Consider the following 16156-nt stretch of genomic DNA (forward strand, 5'->3'; position numbering starts at 1 on the left):
GTGGGAGCGGGCGCGGCGAGCGGGTGGCTCGGCCGCGCCCTCAGGCCGAAGAAGGCTCCGATCGCCTGGGCGGCCGGGCTGCGGGCGGGCACGGGCATCGCGGCGGGGGTCGCGACGGGCGTCGTCGTGGGCGACCCCAGGGTGGGGATGCTCCTGGCCACCGGCGCGCTCGCCGCCGCGATCCAGGACCGGCATCCCTCCTACCGGCTCCGCTTCGTCTACATCACGGTCGCGGTGCTGGGCGGCGCGGCCGGGACGGTGATCGGCGTGCTCTTCCATGCCCTCGGCTGGTGGACGGTGGCGGCGTTCGTCGGGACGGCGCTCGTGTCGGGCGTGATCAGCGCGATCGGCCCCGCCTTCTCCGCCGCCGGAATGAACATGCTGGTGACGGCGTCGATGTGGTCGGCGCTCCCGCTGCACGCGTCCTGGTGGTGGCCGCCGCTGCTCTACCTGGCGGGAGGCGCGACCGTGCTGGCGCTCACGCTGGCCGCGTGGCCCGTGCGCGCCGGCACGGCGGAGCGCGCGGCCGTGGCGCGGGTGTACCGGGAGATCGCCGCCGTGCTGGACGAGGGCGACGCCGCACACGCCTGGGCGGTGCTGCCCCCGGTCATCGGCGACGCCCACGACGTGCTGGCCGGCCACCGGCTCTCGATGCCCGACCGCGACTCCGAGAGCGTCTGGCTGATGGGCATGCTCAACGCCGTGCAGCCGCTGCTGGAGGCGACGGAGAGCATGCTCAGACGGGGTGAGAGGCCTCCCCCTCGGGCGAGGGCGGCGGTGCGGGCCGTGGCGGAGGCCGTCGCCTCGGGGACCCGCGAGGTCCGCCTGCCGCGGTGGCGGCCCGTCACGGCGGGCGAGCGGGACTTCGACCGCGCCCTGGCTTACGCCGTCGTCTGTCTGCGGGGTGACGCCGAACCGCCCGCCGGCCGACCGGGCCGGCGGTGGCGGCGGACCCTTCCCGGCGTGCTGACCTCGCCCGGCACCTGGGGCTACGCCCTGCGGCTCGCCTTGTGCATGGGCATCGCCGCCGCGCTGGTCTCCGTCGTCAGGGTTCCGCACTCCTACTGGGTGCTCATGACGGTGACGCTCGTCCTCAAACCCGACTTCGGGTCGGTGTTCGTGCGTGCGGTGCTCCGCGCCCTGGGCACGCTGGCGGGCGTGGTCGTGGGCGGCGTCCTGCTGCTGCTCGTCCCCCTGGGCTGGCCGACGGTGCCCGTGGTGTTCGCCCTCGGCGCGCTCGCCCGGATCGGCTTCGACCGGAGCAACGCCATGATGAGCACCGCGATCACCCCGCTCATCCTGATCCTGGCCGAGTCCGCCGCGCCCGCTCCGCTGCGCCAGGTGCTGCCCGCCCGGCTGTTCGACACACTGCTCGGCTGCGCGATCGTCCTGATCGCGGGGTACGCCCTCTGGCCGAGGAGCTGGCGGGTGCGGGTCCGCGACAGGCTGGCCGACACCGTGACGGCCGCCGAGCGCTATCTGGAGACGGCGTTCGAGGCGGGACAGGAGACGCGCACGCCGCACGAGGTGTACCGGCGCTTCAGCTCCCTGAACACGATCTTCCAGCAGGCGCTCAGCGAGCCGCCTCCCGCGAGCACCAGGACCGCGGCCTGGTGGCCCGAGGTCGTCGCGGTCCAGCGGATCACCGACGCCGTCGCCGAGGCCGCCGTCCAGGTCCGGCAGGGAGCCCCGCCTCCCTCAGCGGCCGATCTCGCGGCCGTCGAGGCCCGCCTGCGCGCCCTGGCGTCGGTCGTGCGCCGGGAGCCCGCAGAAAAGGACGCCCCCGGCGGCGCGCTGCCGGAGACCGGCCCGCTGTCCGGGGTGGCCGCGGAGGTCCGCACGGCGTGGGCGGCCCTGCCGGGCGGACGCTCACCCCGCTGACCCGCCGTGCCCGAATCGGTCAGCCCGCCCTGCCGTGGGCCTGGAACGCGCCGGAGCGGCTCCACGACACTCCGGGCCCGACGGCCGCGACGGCCGGTGACCGCCGCGTTAGACTGGACAGGAGGGTGTCCCGCCGAACCAGGCGGGGTGCCCGCGGCGGTGGGGCCCGCCGTACCCGAACCGCGGCACTCCGTTGCCGCCAACGGTCCCTACTCGTGACATCTCGTGCCCGCGTCCGCGGGTGCACGCCACGCGTAGGGAGAGACATGCGTTCGGATCAGATTAGAGTCCCGACAGTGAGCGATCCCGTCGATCCCGACACCGCCTTCGCCGAGGCGCGCCGGCGTCGTGAGCTGCGCCGCTCGCACGGGCGGGTGCTGGCGGCCGTCGCGACCGGCGGCGCGGCCGGCGCGGGCGCCCGCTACGGGGCGGCCCTGCTCTGGCCGACCGAGCCCGACGCCTTCCCGTGGACCACCCTGGGCGTCAACGTCTCGGGGTGCCTGGCGATCGGAATCCTCCTGGTGACGCTGACCGAGGCGTGGACGGCGCCCGCCTGGGTGCGGCCGTTCCTCGCCACCGGCGTGCTCGGCGGGTTCACCACCTTCTCCACCTACTGCGTGGACATCGAACGCCTGGTGTCCGGGGGCCGTCCCGAGGTCGGGCTCGGCTACCTGGCCGTCACGGCCCTGGCCGCCCTGACCGCGGTGACCGTCGGCGCGCGGGGCGCCCGCCGCCTGCTGGCGTTGAGGACAGCGAGGAGAACGCGATGATCATGTCTGGACGCGCCCTGCGGCTGACCGTCTTCGTCGACGACACCGACACCTGGCGTCACCGCCCCATGTACACCGAGATCGTGCACCGCGCCCACGCCGCCGGGCTGGCCGGAGCGTCGGTCTTCCGCGGCCTGGAGGGCTTCGGCGCCACCTCGGTCGTGCACACCACCCGGCTGCTGTCGATGGCCGACGACCTGCCGGTGGCCGTCGTGATCATTGACACCGAGGAGCGGATCCGCGCCTTCCTGCCCCAGCTGGACGACCTGCTCATCGAAGGCCTGGCCGTCCTGGACGAGGTCGAGGTGGTCCACCACCGCGGCCGTCAGGCGGCGTCGTGAACTGGCTGCTCGTGCTGCTCGGCGGCGCCGTCGGCGCGCCGGTGCGCTACCTGACCGATCGGGCCGTGCAGGCCCGTCACGACACCGTCTTCCCCTGGGGCACCTTCACCGTCAACGTGGTCGGCTCGCTGGTCCTCGGCGCGCTGACCGGGGCGGTGCTGGCCGGCGCGGTGGGCGCCGAGGCGCAGCTGCTGCTGGGCACCGGGTTCTGCGGGGCGCTGACCACCTATTCGACGTTCTCGTACGAGACGCTGCGGCTGGCCGAGGCGGGCGCGCTGTTCCTCGCCGTGGCCAACGTGGCCGCCTCGGTCGTCGCCGGGCTCGGCGCGGTGTTCATCGGCTTCGCGCTCGCCGAAGCGGTTCTCGGGTGAGGGCCGCGCGGCCCGGTGGGAGGCGCCCCGCCGCGGCGCTAGGGGCGCTTGCCGGCCTCCCTGGCGGCGCGGGCGGCCTCGACCTTGGCGCTGGCGGCGTACTTGTCGACGTACTCCTGCCCGGAGAGCTCCATCAGGGCGTACATGATCTCGTCGGTGACGGCGCGCAGGACGAGGCGGTCCTCCTCCATCCCGTAGTAGCGGGAGAAGTCCAGCGGCTTGCCGAACTTCACCCCGGGGCGGATGCCGAGCCTGGGCAGGGGACGGCCGGGCGGCATCATCTCGAAGGTGTTGACCATCGCCCACGGGATGACCGGGACGCGCGCCTCGAGCGCCAGCCTGGCCACGCCCGTCTTGCCCTTGTAGAGGCGCCCGTCGTGGGACCGGGTCCCCTCGGGGTAGATCGCGAGCACCTGGCCCTCGGCCAGGATGCGCTTGCCGGTGCGCAGCGCCGCCTCGCTGGCCTTGCCGCCGGAGCGGTCGATCGGGACGGTGCCCACCCCGCTGAAGAAGGCCCGGCTGAGCAGGCCCTTGACTCCGCGTCCCGTGAAGTAGTCGGACTTGCCGAGGGAGATCACCTTGCGCGGCAGGAACAGCGCCCCGAAGAAGTGGTCGGCGAACGACAGGTGGTTGCCGGCCAGGATCACCGGCCCTTCCCTCGGCACGTTGTCCACGCCCTCCGCCCACGGGCGGAAGATGAAATGGAGGAAGGGCCAGAGGATGGCCTTCACCACCCAGTAGAACACGCGAGGCTCCTTCGGTCGGCGGGCGGGGACCTGGAGTCATCCTCCCACCTCCGGGGCGGACCACCTACATCGCCAAACCACCCAAAACGACCCCTCGCAAAACACGCCCCAGTCGTGCGACGATCGGGCGAACCTTACAAGGAGCTGCGATGCCAGTCATGCCAGGCGCGGAGCCGTACCACCATAAAGGTGGACGAATCGGGGTCCTGCTCTGTCACGGATTCACGGGGTCGCCGCAGTCGCTGCGCCCATGGGCCGAACATCTGGCCGAGGCGGGTCTGAGCGTGTCACTGCCCCGGCTGCCGGGGCACGGCACCACCTGGCAGGAGATGAGCCACACCCGCTGGGAGGACTGGTACGCCGAGCTGGACAAGGCGCTGGCGGACCTGCGCGGTCGCTGCGACGAGGTGTTCGCGGCGGGTCTCTCGCTGGGCGGCTGCATGGCGCTGCGACTGGCCCAGGTGCACGGCGCGGGGATCAGAGGGGTCGTGATCGTCAACCCGTCGATCGCCAACGACGTCCCGCTGCTGGCGCTCGCGCCGCTCCTCGGCCTGGTGATCTCCTCGGTGCCGGGCGTGGCCGGGGACATCAAGAAGGAGGGGGTGACCGAACTGGGCTACACACGCACCCCGGTCAAGGCCGCCGCCACCCTTCCCCGGCTGTGGGCGCTGACCCAGTCGGAGCTGCACAAGGTCGTCCAACCGGTGCTGGTCTTTCACAGCCCGCAGGACCATGTGGTGAAACCGACCAGTTTGCGTATTTTGCGTGAGAAGCTGACCGGGGGGAATCTTAATGTGGTGGAGCTCAACGACAGCTACCACGTCGCGACTCTCGACAACGATGCAGAACGGATCTTTGCGGGGAGCCTGGAGTTCATCAACGCGAACGCCTCTGTACCCTTGCAGGGAGACTGAACGCGAGCGGGGGATGCGCGGTCTCCGGGAGGGACGGGCCAGCTAAGTGACACCTCAAAGCGATGAGGACGAGGTCTGGCGTCAGATCGTCGCCTCCTTCAACGACACCGCCGAGCTCGACGCGGCCGACCAGCCGTGGCCCGACAGCGAGAACCTCCCCGCGGAGCCTCCCCGGAGAGTGATCAAGCAGTCGGACGAGGAGCCCCTCCCCCGTGCCGAGGAGGAGTTCACCGGCGTCGGCGAGCGCGACGGCGAGGAGACCGACGAGGACGACGAGGGTCACTACGTCCCCCCGCCCCCGCCTCCCCTGCCCAAGACCGACACCGCCACCAAGATCGCCTGGCTGGCCCTGTTCGGCGGTCCCGCCTACCTGCTGCTCAGCGCCGCCCTGAACTGGCGGCTGCAGGGGTGGATGCTGTTCACCGCGGTCGCGGCCTTCATCGGCGGCTTCGTGGCGCTGGTGGTGCGGATGGGCGACGGCCCGCCGAACGACTCCGGCTGGGACGACGGCGCGGTCGTCTGACGGCCGGGGCCACCGCCCCTCGGCTACGGTTCGGTCCGCTCCGGCGTGCCGAACCGCTCGATGACGTCGGTGTAGCGGCCGTTCGCGTCCACCACGTGGCCCACGGTCAGCACGGTTCCCGTGGACGGCAGATAGGTCACGGACTGGAGCCTGATCGTCCGCGGGGCGGCGCCGTCGGCGCCGCGCAGCGCCTTGACCGTGCGCCCGTCGTAACGGAACATGAACGCCTCCCCCGGCCGGTCCATGTCCACACCCGAGATCCAGAAGTGCCCCTTGCGGTCGCCGGTCACGCCGTACAGGCGGACGTCGCCGCCCGCCGCCGCCACCCTGGACCACTTCTTGCCGTTCCAGGACAGGATCAGCGGGCTGACCTTCCCCGACTTCTGGTAGACGCCGCCGACGGCCAGCACCCGCTTCGACGTGTCGATGTGGACGTCACGCAGATAGCCGCCCGGGATGTCCGGAGCCGCGACGGCCTTCCACCGGCCGCCGGACAGCTTCGCGATCAGCGGCCTCCCGCCGTTGTCGCCGACCGCCCAGCCGTCGCTCTTGCCCGCCAGGGCCACGCCGTACAGCATGCCCTTGCCCTTGAGCTGCGTGAGCTTCCACTTGCCGCCGGTCTCGGCGAGGATCAGCGGCTGCTTGTCCCGGCGTCCGACCGCGGCCATCCGGCCGGGCACGGCCGCGACCCCGCCCAGCCAGTCGCCCACGTGCAGCTTGTCGACGATGACCCGGTCGAAGGCGGACCCGTCGCCCACGGCGAGGTACGGCATGCCGTCATGCCCCTCACCGACGGCCCACAGCCGGTCGGGGGAGGCCGCGGCGACCGAACGCAGGAGCCCTGCGCCCGTGGGGTCGTTGCGGATGCCCACCTCGCTCCAGGCGGTGCCGTTCCAGTGGGCGATCGCGCCGCGGCTCTGCCAGATGTCCCAGACGCTTTCCTGGCCCACCGCCCAGATGTCAGAGCTCGAGATCCCGACCACGTCGGACAGTGATCCGTCACTGTTCAACCTCGCGCTGGTCGGCGCCTGCCACGCCTCCGCCACGGGCGGGGTGACAGGATCGGCGTGAGCGGCAGGCGGATGAAAGACCGACAGGAGCAGACCTCCCGCGCACAGCGCCAGCACACGCCGCGGAAGGCGACGGGTCATGTCCCAAATGGTACGGGGCGGAACGCGGCCTGTGTGCGTAGCTTCCCCAGTTGCCCTCCGGATGGAGATCTCCGGGAAGAACGCCGACCATGACCTGCCAGACCCTTGAGATTGAACGCCGCCACCGCCCCTGAGCACTCGGGCGATCCCCGTCCCCGGCCGTCTCCGACGCTCTCGGCCCACCGGGAATCCCGGTTTTCCGGCCTGTCCGCGATCCCCGCGGAGCCACGACCGGTTCCGCTCCCGGCCCGGTCGGCGGTCTGTGAACACGCGGACCACCCCGGCTCCGGGCCCCTGCCCCGTCAGCGGTCCGCGGGCCCGCCGGGGAGCGCCAGCTCGGCGAGCACCGGCAGGTGGTCGGTGGCGAGCGCCAGGTCGCGGGGGTCGGCCTCGGCCTCACCGCAGGAGACCACCTCGAGCCGGGGGGCGGCGAAGATCGCGTCGATGCGCGCGTGGGGCCGCCGCGCGGGGAAGGTGAGACCGTCGCCGCGCGGCGAGACCGGGTAGCAGTCGTTCAGCCGCCCGGCCAGCAGCCGCCAGGCCGGTTCTCCCGGCCGTTCGTTGACGTCCCCGGCCAGCACGGGCAGCGCGCGGAAACGGGCGGCGACGGCCTCCAGCAGGGTCAGCGCCTGTCTCGCGTGGTGGGCCCTCGCCGCGGCGTCGAGATCGAGGTGGACGGAGCCGACGGCCACCCGCTGCCCGCCGCGCTCGACCACGGCGATCGCGATCGCGCGCTGCTCGAGGCCGAGGAAGAACGTCAGCAGGCGGCCCTCGGCGTGCAGCGGCCGCACGCCGGCACCGGTCAGCACGGCCACCCCGCCCAGCCGGCGGCCCGCCGCCACGGACATGCCTCCCGAGGCGGCCAGCCGCCCGCGCCTGTGACGCCAGCGCAGGAACCTGGGCGCCTCCTGGACGCAGAGCACGTCGGCGCGGAGCGCGGTGATCACCCGCCCCAGGGCCGCGACGTCGTCCTTCATGGAGCGCACGTTGTAGGTGGCGACCCTGAGCGGCGCCGTGCCCTCACCCCGCAGGAGGCGTCCCTTCCCTCAGCGGATCCGGGCGAGGTCCGCCGCGCCCACCAGGCCTGCGGACGCCCCCAGCTCCGCCAGGCGGATGTCGGGAATCGGGCGGTGCCCCTTGCCCGTCAGGTTGGCGGCGAAGCTCTCACGGACCTGGTCGATCCACAGGTCGGCGGCGTTCGAGACGCCCCCGCCGAGGACGAAGCAGCCGGGGTCGAGGACGGCGGCGAGGTCGCACAGGCCCTGGGCGAGCCAGTCGGCCATCGCGGAGAACGCGCCCAGCGCGGCCGAGTCTCCCTGCCGCGCCGCCTCGGTGACCTCGCGGCCCTCGATCTGCTCCGGCGTGCCGCCGGCGATCTCCAGCAGCTTCGCGGCACGCCCCGGGTCGGCTTCGGCGATCTCCCTGGCCTCGGTGACCAGGGCGTTTCCACTGGCGTACTGCTCCCAGCAGCCCAGGTTGCCGCATCCGCACAGACGCCCCTCGGGGACGACCTGCATGTGGCCGAGCTCGGCGCCCATGCCCCAGCGGCCCCGGTAGAGGGAGCCGTCGAACACGATGCCGCCGCCGATCCCGGTGCCCACGGTCACGCACACAAGATGGCTCTCACCGCGCCCCGCGCCGAACCTGGCCTCTCCCCAGGCCATGGCGTTGGCGTCGTTCTCGACCACGACGGGCAGGCCGAGCAGGTCGGAGACCTTCTTCTGCAACGGCTCCTCACGCCAGGCGAGGTTGGGCGCGAAACGCACGACGGCGCGCGTCTCGTCGACGAACCCCGCGGCGCCGAGTCCCACGGCCTCGATCTCCCGGCCCTTGGCCAGCTCCCCGACGGCCTCGCCGATGGTCTTGGCGACCTGCTCGGGATCCTTGGCCGGGGTCGGCCGCAGAAGATGCTCGACGATGCGGCCGTCCTCGTCCACGACGCCTGCCGCGATCTTCGTGCCGCCGATGTCGACACCGATGGTCAGCGCCATTGCTCGTCCTCTCCCCCTGGGCTCATCCCAGGTCGATGTGCTCCACGGGGGTTTCCGTCCGGGCACGCTCACGCGCCCGCTGCCCGGGCGAGGGCCGGTTAAGCCCGTCGACCGCGGACTTGAAGGCGGCGAACAGCTCGCTGCCCGCCTGCATCAGGTGGTCGGCGACCACGCCACCCGACTCGCGCTGGGCGGCCATCGCCCGGCAGACGGGGCAGGCCCGGCAGATGTACTCGTCGTGCTCGGAGACCGCCTCCCCCCACACGTCCTGGCTGCTCCGGCCGCCGCTGGAGAAACCGCTGGAGAAGGCGTTGCCGAACCCGCTCACGGTGCCCCTGATCAAGTTCCTGCGCAGCTCCCTGGTCGCCTTCTGCTGGAGCGACTCGAAAAGCTTGAACGCCTCTTCGGCCGCGCTGCCCAGCGGGTCCCTGTCGTTGGCCGACTTCTCGGTGTCGTCGGTTCTTGCGGTCTTCTCAGTCATCAGGCCCTCCCGTCTCGAACCGTACCCGGAGAAGGCCCTCTCGGAGCACCCTCTCCCCCACGGACCTGCGGGCGGGCACCGCGGCTGGAACCCCTGGGCGCGCCGCCCGCCGCCTCACGGGCTCTCGACGCGCTTCTTCAGCCCCCTCAGGGCCGTGTCGATGATGACCTTCTCCGCCTTCCGCCTGATCATGCCGATCATCGGGACCTTGAGGTCGACCGCGAGCTCGTACGTCACCTCGGTGCCGCCGCCCGTCTCGGCCAGGCGGTAGCTGCCGGTGAGCCCGGAGACCATCTTCCCCGCCTCGACGACGCTCCAGTCGACGGAGTCCTCGCCGTGCCAGGTGTAGCCGAGGGTGTACTCGTCGTTGATCACGCCCGCGTCCAGGGCGAACCTGACCGTCGCGGGGAGGCCGTCCTCCCCGGTCGACAGGATTCGCGCCGACTTCACCTGGCCCGCCCACTCGGGGTACGCCGCGAAGTCGGCGATGACCTTCATGACGGTCGACCGGTCGGCGCCGATCGTGATGTTCGAGGTGGTGCGATCAGCCATGGGCTTACCGTACTCGTTCGTCCCCCCTTCGTCGTTCCCGCGCCGCCTCGTGGCTCACCGGCCGCGGCGGGACCCTGCGGGGACCTTGCGGGGACGCTGTGGGGACGCCGCGGAAACACTACGGGGACGTTGCGGGGACGCCGCTCACCACTCGAGGGCGAAGGGAACGCCCCTGCCGCGGAAGTGCCCCACGTTGAGGCACTCGGTCCTGCCGATGCGGGTGCGGGCGGCCAGTGGCTGGTGGACGTGGCCGAACAGGGCGTAACGCGGCTGGGTGCGCCTGATCGCCTCCAGCGTGGCCTCGCTGCCCCGCTCGAAGCGCCGGGCGACGACGTCGTAGAGCAGTTCGGGGACGGCCGGAGGGATGTGGCAGCAGAGCACGTCGACCTCGCCGACCGCCTCTACCTTGCGCGCGAACTCCTCGTCGTCGATCTCGTTCGGCGTCCGGTAGCGCGTGCGCAGCCCGCCTCCGACGAAGCCGAACCGCAGGCCGCCGATGTCCGCCGTCTGCCCGTCGAGCACGTGGTGGCCCTGCCTGGCGTAGTCGGGCCAGTAGCGCGGCAGGTCCACGTTGCCGTGGGTGAGGTAGGCGGGGGTCGGCATCGCGGCGAAGATCTCGGCGTACTGCCTGCGCACCAGGCGTTCGATGTGCTCCTGGGGGTCGCCGTCCAGCGAGGCCCAGAGCGCGGCCGACATCCGCCTGGCCTCCTCGAACCTCTTGGCGGTGCGCAGCGCGACGAGCCGCGAGGTCCGCTCGGCTCCGAACAACTCGGGGAAGATGCCCTGGGAGTGGTCGTCGTAGTCGACGAACAGGATCAGGTCGCCCAGGCAGACGAGCGCGTCCGCGCCGTCTCCCGCGCGGGCCAGGGCGTCGGCTCTTCCGTGCACATCGCTGACGACATGAACCCGCATGCCGACATCCTAATCGTTCGACGAATACGGACACGGATAACGACTCGGATGCGACACGAGCGCCCTGCGCGCGGTCAGGAGGCCTCGCGTGGCGGGACTGATACCGTGAAATCGCCCCCGAGAACGCCTGGCGACGATCACCGGCGCGTAGTGCGTCGCGACGACCTCAGGCGTCCGTCGACCGCGCGTCCCGCAGGAGTTACCCGTGCGTGAGTACAGCGTCCCCGTCCTGGTGGATGTCCCCGCCTCCGCCAACCTGACCGACACGGTCTTCCTGCGCGCCGAACGAGAGCCCGGAACCGTGACCCTCCGCCGCAAGGTCGGCGGGGAGTGGGCCGCCGTCACCGCGGGCGAGTTCCGCGACCAGGTCGCGGCGACGGCCAGGGGACTGATCGCGGCGGGCGTGCAGCCGGGCGACCGGGTGGCCCTGATGTCGCGGACCCGCTACGAGTGGACGGTCATCGACTACGCGATCTGGGCCGCGGGAGCCGTCACCGTGCCGATCTACGAGACGTCCTCGTCCGACCAGGTCAGGTGGATCGTCACCGACAGCGGCGCGAAGGCCGTCTTCGTCGAGCTGGACGCGCACGAGGAGACGGTGCGCGAGGCGTTGTCCGAGCTGCCCGAGCCGAAGAACCTCTGGCACATCGAGAACGGCGCCCTGGACGAGCTGGCCGAGGGCGGCGCCGAGGTGAGCGAGGAGACGCTGGAGGAGCGCAGGACGGCGCGCGGCGCGGCCGACCTGGCGACCATCGTCTACACCTCCGGCACCACGGGCCGCCCGAAGGGCTGCTCGCTGACCCACGACAACCTGCTGTTCACCGCCAGGAACGTCGCGGCGGGACCGCTGGAGCCGCTGTTCACCCAGGGGAGCGCCGCGCTGCTGTTCCTGCCGCTCGCGCACGTCTTCGCCCGCATGATCCAGCTCGTGCTGGTCGAGACCGGCACGGTCCTGGCGCACACCCCGAACATGAAGAACGTCGCCCCCGACCTGCAGGGCTTCCGGCCGACGTTCCTGCTGGGCGTGCCCAGGGTGTTCGAGAAGGTCTACAACACCGCCGAGCAGAAGGCCTCCGCCGAGGGCAAGGGAAAGATCTTCCACGCGGCGGCCGCGACCGCCATCGCCTGGAGCCGCGCCGAGTCCTCCGGCGGCGCCGGGCTCGGGCTCAAGCTCAGGCACGCCTTCTTCGACAGGCTGGTGTACGGCAAGCTCCGCGCGGCCACCGGCGGCAGGCTGTCGGCCGCGGTCTCCGGCGGCTCCGCCCTGGGCGAGCGGCTGTCGCACTTCTTCAAGGGCGTCGGCATCGAGGTCTTCGAGGGCTGGGGCCTGACCGAGACCTCGGCCCCCTCGGCGGTCAACCAGCCGGGCGCCAACAAGGTCGGCACCGTCGGCAAGCCGTTCCCCGGCGTCACGATCGGCATCGGCGAGGACGGCGAGGTGCTGGTCAAGGGCCGCCACATCTTCAGCGGCTACTGGAACGACGACGAGGCGACCGCGCAAGTGATCGACGCGGACGGCTGGTTCCACACCGGCGACCTCGGCGAGCTGGACGGTGACGGCTACGTGCGCATCACCGGGCGCAAGAAGGAGCTCATCGTCACCGCGGCGGGCAAGAACGTCTCCCCCGGGCCGCTGGAGGACCGCATCCGCGCCCACCCGCTGGTCAGCCAGGCGATGGTGGTCGGCGACGACAGGCCGTACGTCGCGGCGCTCGTGACCCTCGACCCCGAGGCGCTGGCGCACTGGAAGAAGGCCAACGGCAGGACGGGGGCGAGCGTCGCCGAGCTCAGCGTCGACCCGGCGATCCTCGCCGAGGTGCAGAAGGCGGTCGACGACGCCAACAGGACGGTCTCCAAGGCCGAGCAGATCAAGAGGTTCACGGTGCTCGACACCGACATCACCGAGGAGAGCGGCCACGTCACCCCGTCGCTCAAGGTCAAGCGCAACCTGGTGACGCGCGACTTCGCCAAGCAGATCGAGTCCCTGTACGGCGACGCCCCGGCCGGCTGAGCGGGTCCCGCGCGGCTCGTCCTCGGACCGTGACTCCCCGGGGACTCCCCGGGACTCACGCCCTGAGGGGGCGCCGAGGCCCGTGGAGAACCTCGGCCGCCCGTTTCACGTTCCCGCGACGGCCGCCGTGCCCGGCGGCGTCTCGAGCAGGCCCGCGAAGCGGTCGGTGACCAGCTTCCAGTCCCATTCGCGCTCGACCCACTCCCGCCCGCGCTCCCCCATCGCCCGCGCCGCCGCCGGATCCTCCAGCAGACGGACGAGGGCCGCCGCGATCTCGGCCGGTGAGGCGCCGTCGACGACCAGCCCGGTCTCCCCGGGCAGGACGGCGTCGGGGGCTCCGCCGGACGAGCCGGCGACCACGGGCAGCCCGCTGGCGGAGGCCTCCAGGTAGACGATGCCGAGCCCCTCGACGTCGAGGCCGCCCAGTCTCGTACGGCACGGCATGGCGAAGACGTCCCCCGCGTCGAGGTGGGCGGGCAGGGACGCCCACGGCACGGGACCGGTGATCCTGACCGAGTCTCCCATCGGCCGGGCGAGCCGCTCCAGCACCCTCCGGTACGGCCCGCCGCCGACGATCAGCAGCACGGCGTCGGGCACGGCGCGCAGCACGCGGGGCCAGGCCCGCAACAGCATGTCCTGCCCTTTGCGGGGCACCAGCCTGGACAGGCAGACCACGACCGGCCTGTCCTCCAGGCCCAGGGCCGCGCGGACCCCCTGCCCGCCCGCGCCGGGACGGAACAGGCCGGTGTCGACGCCGGGCGCGAGCCGTACCAGCCGGTCCTCCGGGATGACCTCCGCGAGGCGACGCCGGGTGTACTCCCCCAGGTAGGTCACCGCGTCGGCGTGAGCGCCGATCCTCGCCAGCAGCCCCCTGGCGACCGGGACGCCCGCCCAGGCCGCCTCGTGCCCGTGGGTGACCATGACGATCCGCCGCGCGCCCGCCGCGCGCATCCGCGGCGCGAGCAGGCCGAGCGGGGCCGCCGCCCCGAAGACCACCGTCTCGCACTCGGACCCGGTGACCAGTTCGGCGGCCCTGCGGGCGACGGCGCGGGTCGGCAGCATCAGGGAGGTGGGATGGCGCACCACGGGGTACGGCTGCCGCCTGTCGAAGTCGGCGCACCCCGGCCAGCTCGGGGCGTAGACCATCACGGAGCCGGGCGGGCGGCAGGCGGCCAGGCCGTGCACGAACGACTGGATGCCGCCCGCCCTGGGCGGGAAGTCGTTGGTGACGATCAGCGTGCGGTTCACGGTTCGGCGACGCCGTTCAGCAGGGCCCAGGAACGTGCCATCGCGATGCGCTGCGGCGCCGTGGGGTGAGAGGCATAAAGGAGATATTCAACGACATCAGGTGACAAATCCGAAATATTAGTAACCGCAAGCCGTTTCTGCATGGCCCCGAACACCACGGGATTCCTCGTCAGGTCCAGTGCGTGCGCGTCGGCGCGGGTCTCGATGTGCCTGCTGACCAGGTTCTGCGCCGGACCCGACAGGACGGTCGCCAGGCTCAGCAGCCCCATGATCAGACCGACCGCCCTCGGATCCGCGGCCGAGGGCACCTCGGTGCGCCGCCGTACCGGCCCGGCGGAGGTGAGCAGATAGAGCAGGCACGCCCCGCAGGCCGCGCCGAGGCCGCCGACGAGCGTGCCGTACAGCACGTCACCCGCCTTGGCGTGGCCGAGCTCGTGCGCGACGACCAGCTCGACCTGGTCGGCGGGGGCCTTCAGCAACGTGTCGTAGACCACGATCCTGCGGGTCGCGCCGAACCCGGAGACGTAGGCGTTGAGCGCGGTGGTCCGCCGGGAGGCGTCGGCCACGAGCACGTTCTCGACCGGCACGCCGTCCTTGGCGGCCATGGCGAGCAGGTCCGTGCGAAGCTGCCCCGCGGGCATCGGCGTGAAGTCGTTGAAGAGGGGCTCGACCACCACCGGGTAGGCGAAGGAGGCGAGCACGGTCAGCGTGAACGCGCCGACCGCGGCGGGGATCCACCAGCGGCGGTAGCGGCGGGCCAGCGCGACCACGGCGAGCACCATGATCGCCGACAGCCCGGTGCCGACCCCGAGGTTCTTGAGACGGTCGGCGGTCCACGACGGCCAGGTCTGCGTCGACAGGCCGAACTCGCGCAACCGGATCTCCGACCACACGCCCAGCGGCCAGCGCAGGATCGCCACGACCACGGAGACCGCGAGGACCCCGAGCAGCACCCGCGCCCACCACGGACCCCGCAGGCGGGACAGCGCCCGCGCGCCCAGCGGGGTCGCCACCAGCAGCCCGGCGACGAGCAGGGTCAGCCCGAGCGACAGGTAGGCGGGGGCGCTGACGGCGGAGTCGAAGGCCTCGGAACGGGCGATCTCGGCCGCGGTGAAGTCGCGGGCGGGATCGGGCGCGACCGGCGGCGCGCCCTCGGGCAGGGCCCGCCACGGCGTGGTGAGCGCGACGACCGCCAGCGTGGCCGCGCCGAGGACGGCCAGCGCCCATCCGGCCCCGCGCAGAGCCCCCGGCGCCGGGGAGGTGTCCGTCACGGTCCGCGTCATGCGAGTTCCCTCCGGAGGTGGTCGCGCCAGGCTGCGGTGAGCTCCGCCCGCGACAGGCCCAGCACGCTGCCCACATCGCTACCGTAAAGCCTCACCAGCGCCCTCTCGCCGAAGCGCTCCGCGATGTAGCGGCACGCGAGCCAGGCCTCCTCGTAGGCCTGCGCCAGCCTCGGCGCGCCGGGGGCGAAGTCGGCGGGCTCGGGGAGGCGGGAGGGCAGGACGCCCGCGCACACCTCCTCGGCGAGTTCCGCGGCGGCCGCCCGCACCGCGATCCCCGCGTCCCGGTAGCCGACGTAGTCGGCGAACCCCTCCGACAGCCACATCGGCACCCGGCCGCCCCTGGTCGCCCCCGTGGCCACGTGGGTGAGCTCATGGGTGATCACCACGTCCCTGCCCGCGGCGCTGAGCCTGGCGTAACCCGTCGGCAGGACGACCACCCGGTCCGCGGTGGCCATCGCGGCCAGGCCGCCGGTCGCCCCCGCTCCGGCGAGCGTCGCGGCCTCGGCGTCCGTGGCGGGGAACAGGAGCACCGCCCTGACCGGCCCCCAGACCTCCGCGACGGTACGGCAGGCGCGGTCGGCCCTCGACACCAGATCGCGCAGCTCGGCGGAGGGGACGCGATGGCCGACGACGAGCGAGCGCTCGCCGCGGACCACGGTCGCGGCGCCGGGCCACAGGTCACGGACCGCCCTCGACGCGGGCCGCGCCCCGGTGACCAGACCGGCGCCCATCAGCGCCAGCATCCCGGCGAGCATGGCTCGGCGCCCCTGCGGGACGGACATGTCAGCCGATGCTACTCGACCCGCGCGTCTCGGCCCGGTGCGTGCCGGAGCGGCACGCGATCACTTTGCACCTGTCCGACCAACTCCATGAACTTCCTGCCGCTCCTGCGGCTCTTCGACATGTTCTGTGCGCACCCGACATGCTTCGCGAGCGTCTGATCTGCTCTATGTCTGTCTGAGCTGCTCCATGAGCATCTGA

At 72.6% G+C, this 16156-nt stretch carries 17 protein-coding genes; 7 read left to right on the forward strand and 10 right to left on the reverse strand.

Annotation, left to right across the window (positions count from 1 at the left end):
* The 4 genes from PKF00_RS17305 (at position 1) to crcB (ending at position 3363) form a co-directional block, all read left to right on the forward strand.
* Positions 1-1881 (forward strand): FUSC family protein, encoded by a 1881-nt coding sequence (locus PKF00_RS17305; protein WP_271218565.1) that lies wholly within the window; start codon positions 1-3, stop codon positions 1879-1881.
* 296 nt (positions 1882-2177) lie between these two features.
* Positions 2178-2651 carry a fluoride efflux transporter FluC gene (locus tag PKF00_RS17310; RefSeq protein WP_271218566.1) on the forward strand — a complete coding sequence of 158 codons (474 nt, stop codon included), beginning with the start codon at positions 2178-2180 and terminating at the stop codon, positions 2649-2651.
* Positions 2648-2992 (forward strand): DUF190 domain-containing protein, encoded by a 345-nt coding sequence (locus PKF00_RS17315; RefSeq protein WP_271218567.1) that lies wholly within the window; start codon positions 2648-2650, stop codon positions 2990-2992. Before PKF00_RS17310 ends, PKF00_RS17315 begins: the two co-directional genes overlap by 4 nt.
* Positions 2989-3363 (forward strand): fluoride efflux transporter CrcB, encoded by a 375-nt coding sequence (gene crcB / locus PKF00_RS17320; protein ID WP_271218568.1) that lies wholly within the window; start codon positions 2989-2991, stop codon positions 3361-3363. Before PKF00_RS17315 ends, crcB begins: the two co-directional genes overlap by 4 nt.
* Positions 3364-3401: 38 nt before the next feature.
* On the opposite strand, the gene PKF00_RS17325 is transcribed toward crcB, so the two are convergent.
* Entirely contained in the window at positions 3402-4109 is a 708-nt protein-coding gene (locus PKF00_RS17325) for a lysophospholipid acyltransferase family protein (RefSeq protein WP_271218569.1), read from the reverse strand.
* Positions 4110-4258: 149 nt separating this feature from the next.
* Between PKF00_RS17325 and PKF00_RS17330 the strand changes: the two genes are divergently transcribed.
* Together PKF00_RS17330 and PKF00_RS17335 are read left to right on the forward strand one after the other, a co-directional pair.
* Positions 4259-5023 carry an alpha/beta hydrolase gene (locus PKF00_RS17330; RefSeq protein ID WP_271218570.1) on the forward strand — a complete coding sequence of 255 codons (765 nt, stop codon included), beginning with the start codon at positions 4259-4261 and terminating at the stop codon, positions 5021-5023.
* Between the two features lie 46 nt (positions 5024-5069).
* On the forward strand, positions 5070-5546 hold the full coding sequence (locus PKF00_RS17335; protein WP_271218571.1) for a hypothetical protein: 477 nt from the start codon (positions 5070-5072) through the stop codon (positions 5544-5546).
* Between the two features lie 23 nt (positions 5547-5569).
* Here the strand turns inward: PKF00_RS17335 and PKF00_RS17340 are convergent, their stop codons facing one another.
* The 6 genes from PKF00_RS17340 to PKF00_RS17365 all read right to left on the reverse strand — a co-directional run bounded on the left by PKF00_RS17340 (position 5570) and on the right by PKF00_RS17365 (position 10633).
* On the reverse strand, positions 5570-6697 hold the full coding sequence (locus tag PKF00_RS17340) for a hypothetical protein (RefSeq protein WP_271218572.1): 1128 nt from the start codon (positions 6695-6697) through the stop codon (positions 5570-5572).
* A gap of 302 nt (positions 6698-6999) precedes the next feature.
* A complete protein-coding gene (locus PKF00_RS17345) occupies positions 7000-7683 on the reverse strand; it encodes an endonuclease/exonuclease/phosphatase family protein (RefSeq protein ID WP_271218573.1) in 684 nt (227 codons plus the stop codon).
* A gap of 60 nt (positions 7684-7743) precedes the next feature.
* Entirely contained in the window at positions 7744-8688 is a 945-nt protein-coding gene (locus PKF00_RS17350; protein ID WP_271218574.1) for an ROK family glucokinase, read from the reverse strand.
* A 22-nt stretch (positions 8689-8710) separates the two neighbouring features.
* On the reverse strand, positions 8711-9169 hold the full coding sequence (locus PKF00_RS17355; RefSeq protein WP_271218575.1) for a hypothetical protein: 459 nt from the start codon (positions 9167-9169) through the stop codon (positions 8711-8713).
* Positions 9170-9283: 114 nt separating this feature from the next.
* Complete coding sequence (locus PKF00_RS17360; RefSeq protein ID WP_271218576.1) at positions 9284-9721, reverse strand: SRPBCC family protein; 438 nt, start codon at positions 9719-9721, stop codon at positions 9284-9286.
* Positions 9722-9865: 144 nt separating this feature from the next.
* Complete coding sequence (locus tag PKF00_RS17365; protein WP_271218577.1) at positions 9866-10633, reverse strand: metallophosphoesterase family protein; 768 nt, start codon at positions 10631-10633, stop codon at positions 9866-9868.
* A 205-nt stretch (positions 10634-10838) separates the two neighbouring features.
* On the opposite strand from PKF00_RS17365, the gene PKF00_RS17370 reads away from it, so the two are divergent.
* Positions 10839-12644, forward strand: a complete 1806-nt coding sequence (locus PKF00_RS17370) for an AMP-dependent synthetase/ligase (protein ID WP_271218578.1) — start codon at positions 10839-10841, stop codon at positions 12642-12644.
* A gap of 105 nt (positions 12645-12749) precedes the next feature.
* Here PKF00_RS17370 and PKF00_RS17375 read toward each other — a convergent pair whose 3' ends face one another.
* From PKF00_RS17375 to PKF00_RS17385, 3 genes are read right to left on the reverse strand one after another with little or no spacing between them, the layout of a single operon-like run.
* A complete protein-coding gene (locus PKF00_RS17375) occupies positions 12750-13892 on the reverse strand; it encodes a glycosyltransferase family 4 protein (RefSeq protein WP_271218579.1) in 1143 nt (380 codons plus the stop codon).
* The gene (locus PKF00_RS17380; RefSeq protein ID WP_271218580.1) at positions 13889-15175 is read right to left on the reverse strand and encodes a M48 family metallopeptidase; all 1287 of its coding nucleotides are present in this window, start codon (positions 15173-15175) and stop codon (positions 13889-13891) included. The genes PKF00_RS17375 and PKF00_RS17380 overlap by 4 nt, the downstream gene beginning before the upstream one ends.
* Positions 15172-15957, reverse strand: a complete 786-nt coding sequence (locus PKF00_RS17385) for a hypothetical protein (protein WP_271218581.1) — start codon at positions 15955-15957, stop codon at positions 15172-15174. The genes PKF00_RS17380 and PKF00_RS17385 overlap by 4 nt, the downstream gene beginning before the upstream one ends.
* Between the last annotated feature and the right edge of the window lie 199 nt (positions 15958-16156).

It is taken from the genome of Streptosporangium carneum (assembly GCF_027922005.1).
Taxonomy (GTDB): Bacteria; Actinomycetota; Actinomycetes; order Streptosporangiales; family Streptosporangiaceae; genus Streptosporangium; species Streptosporangium carneum.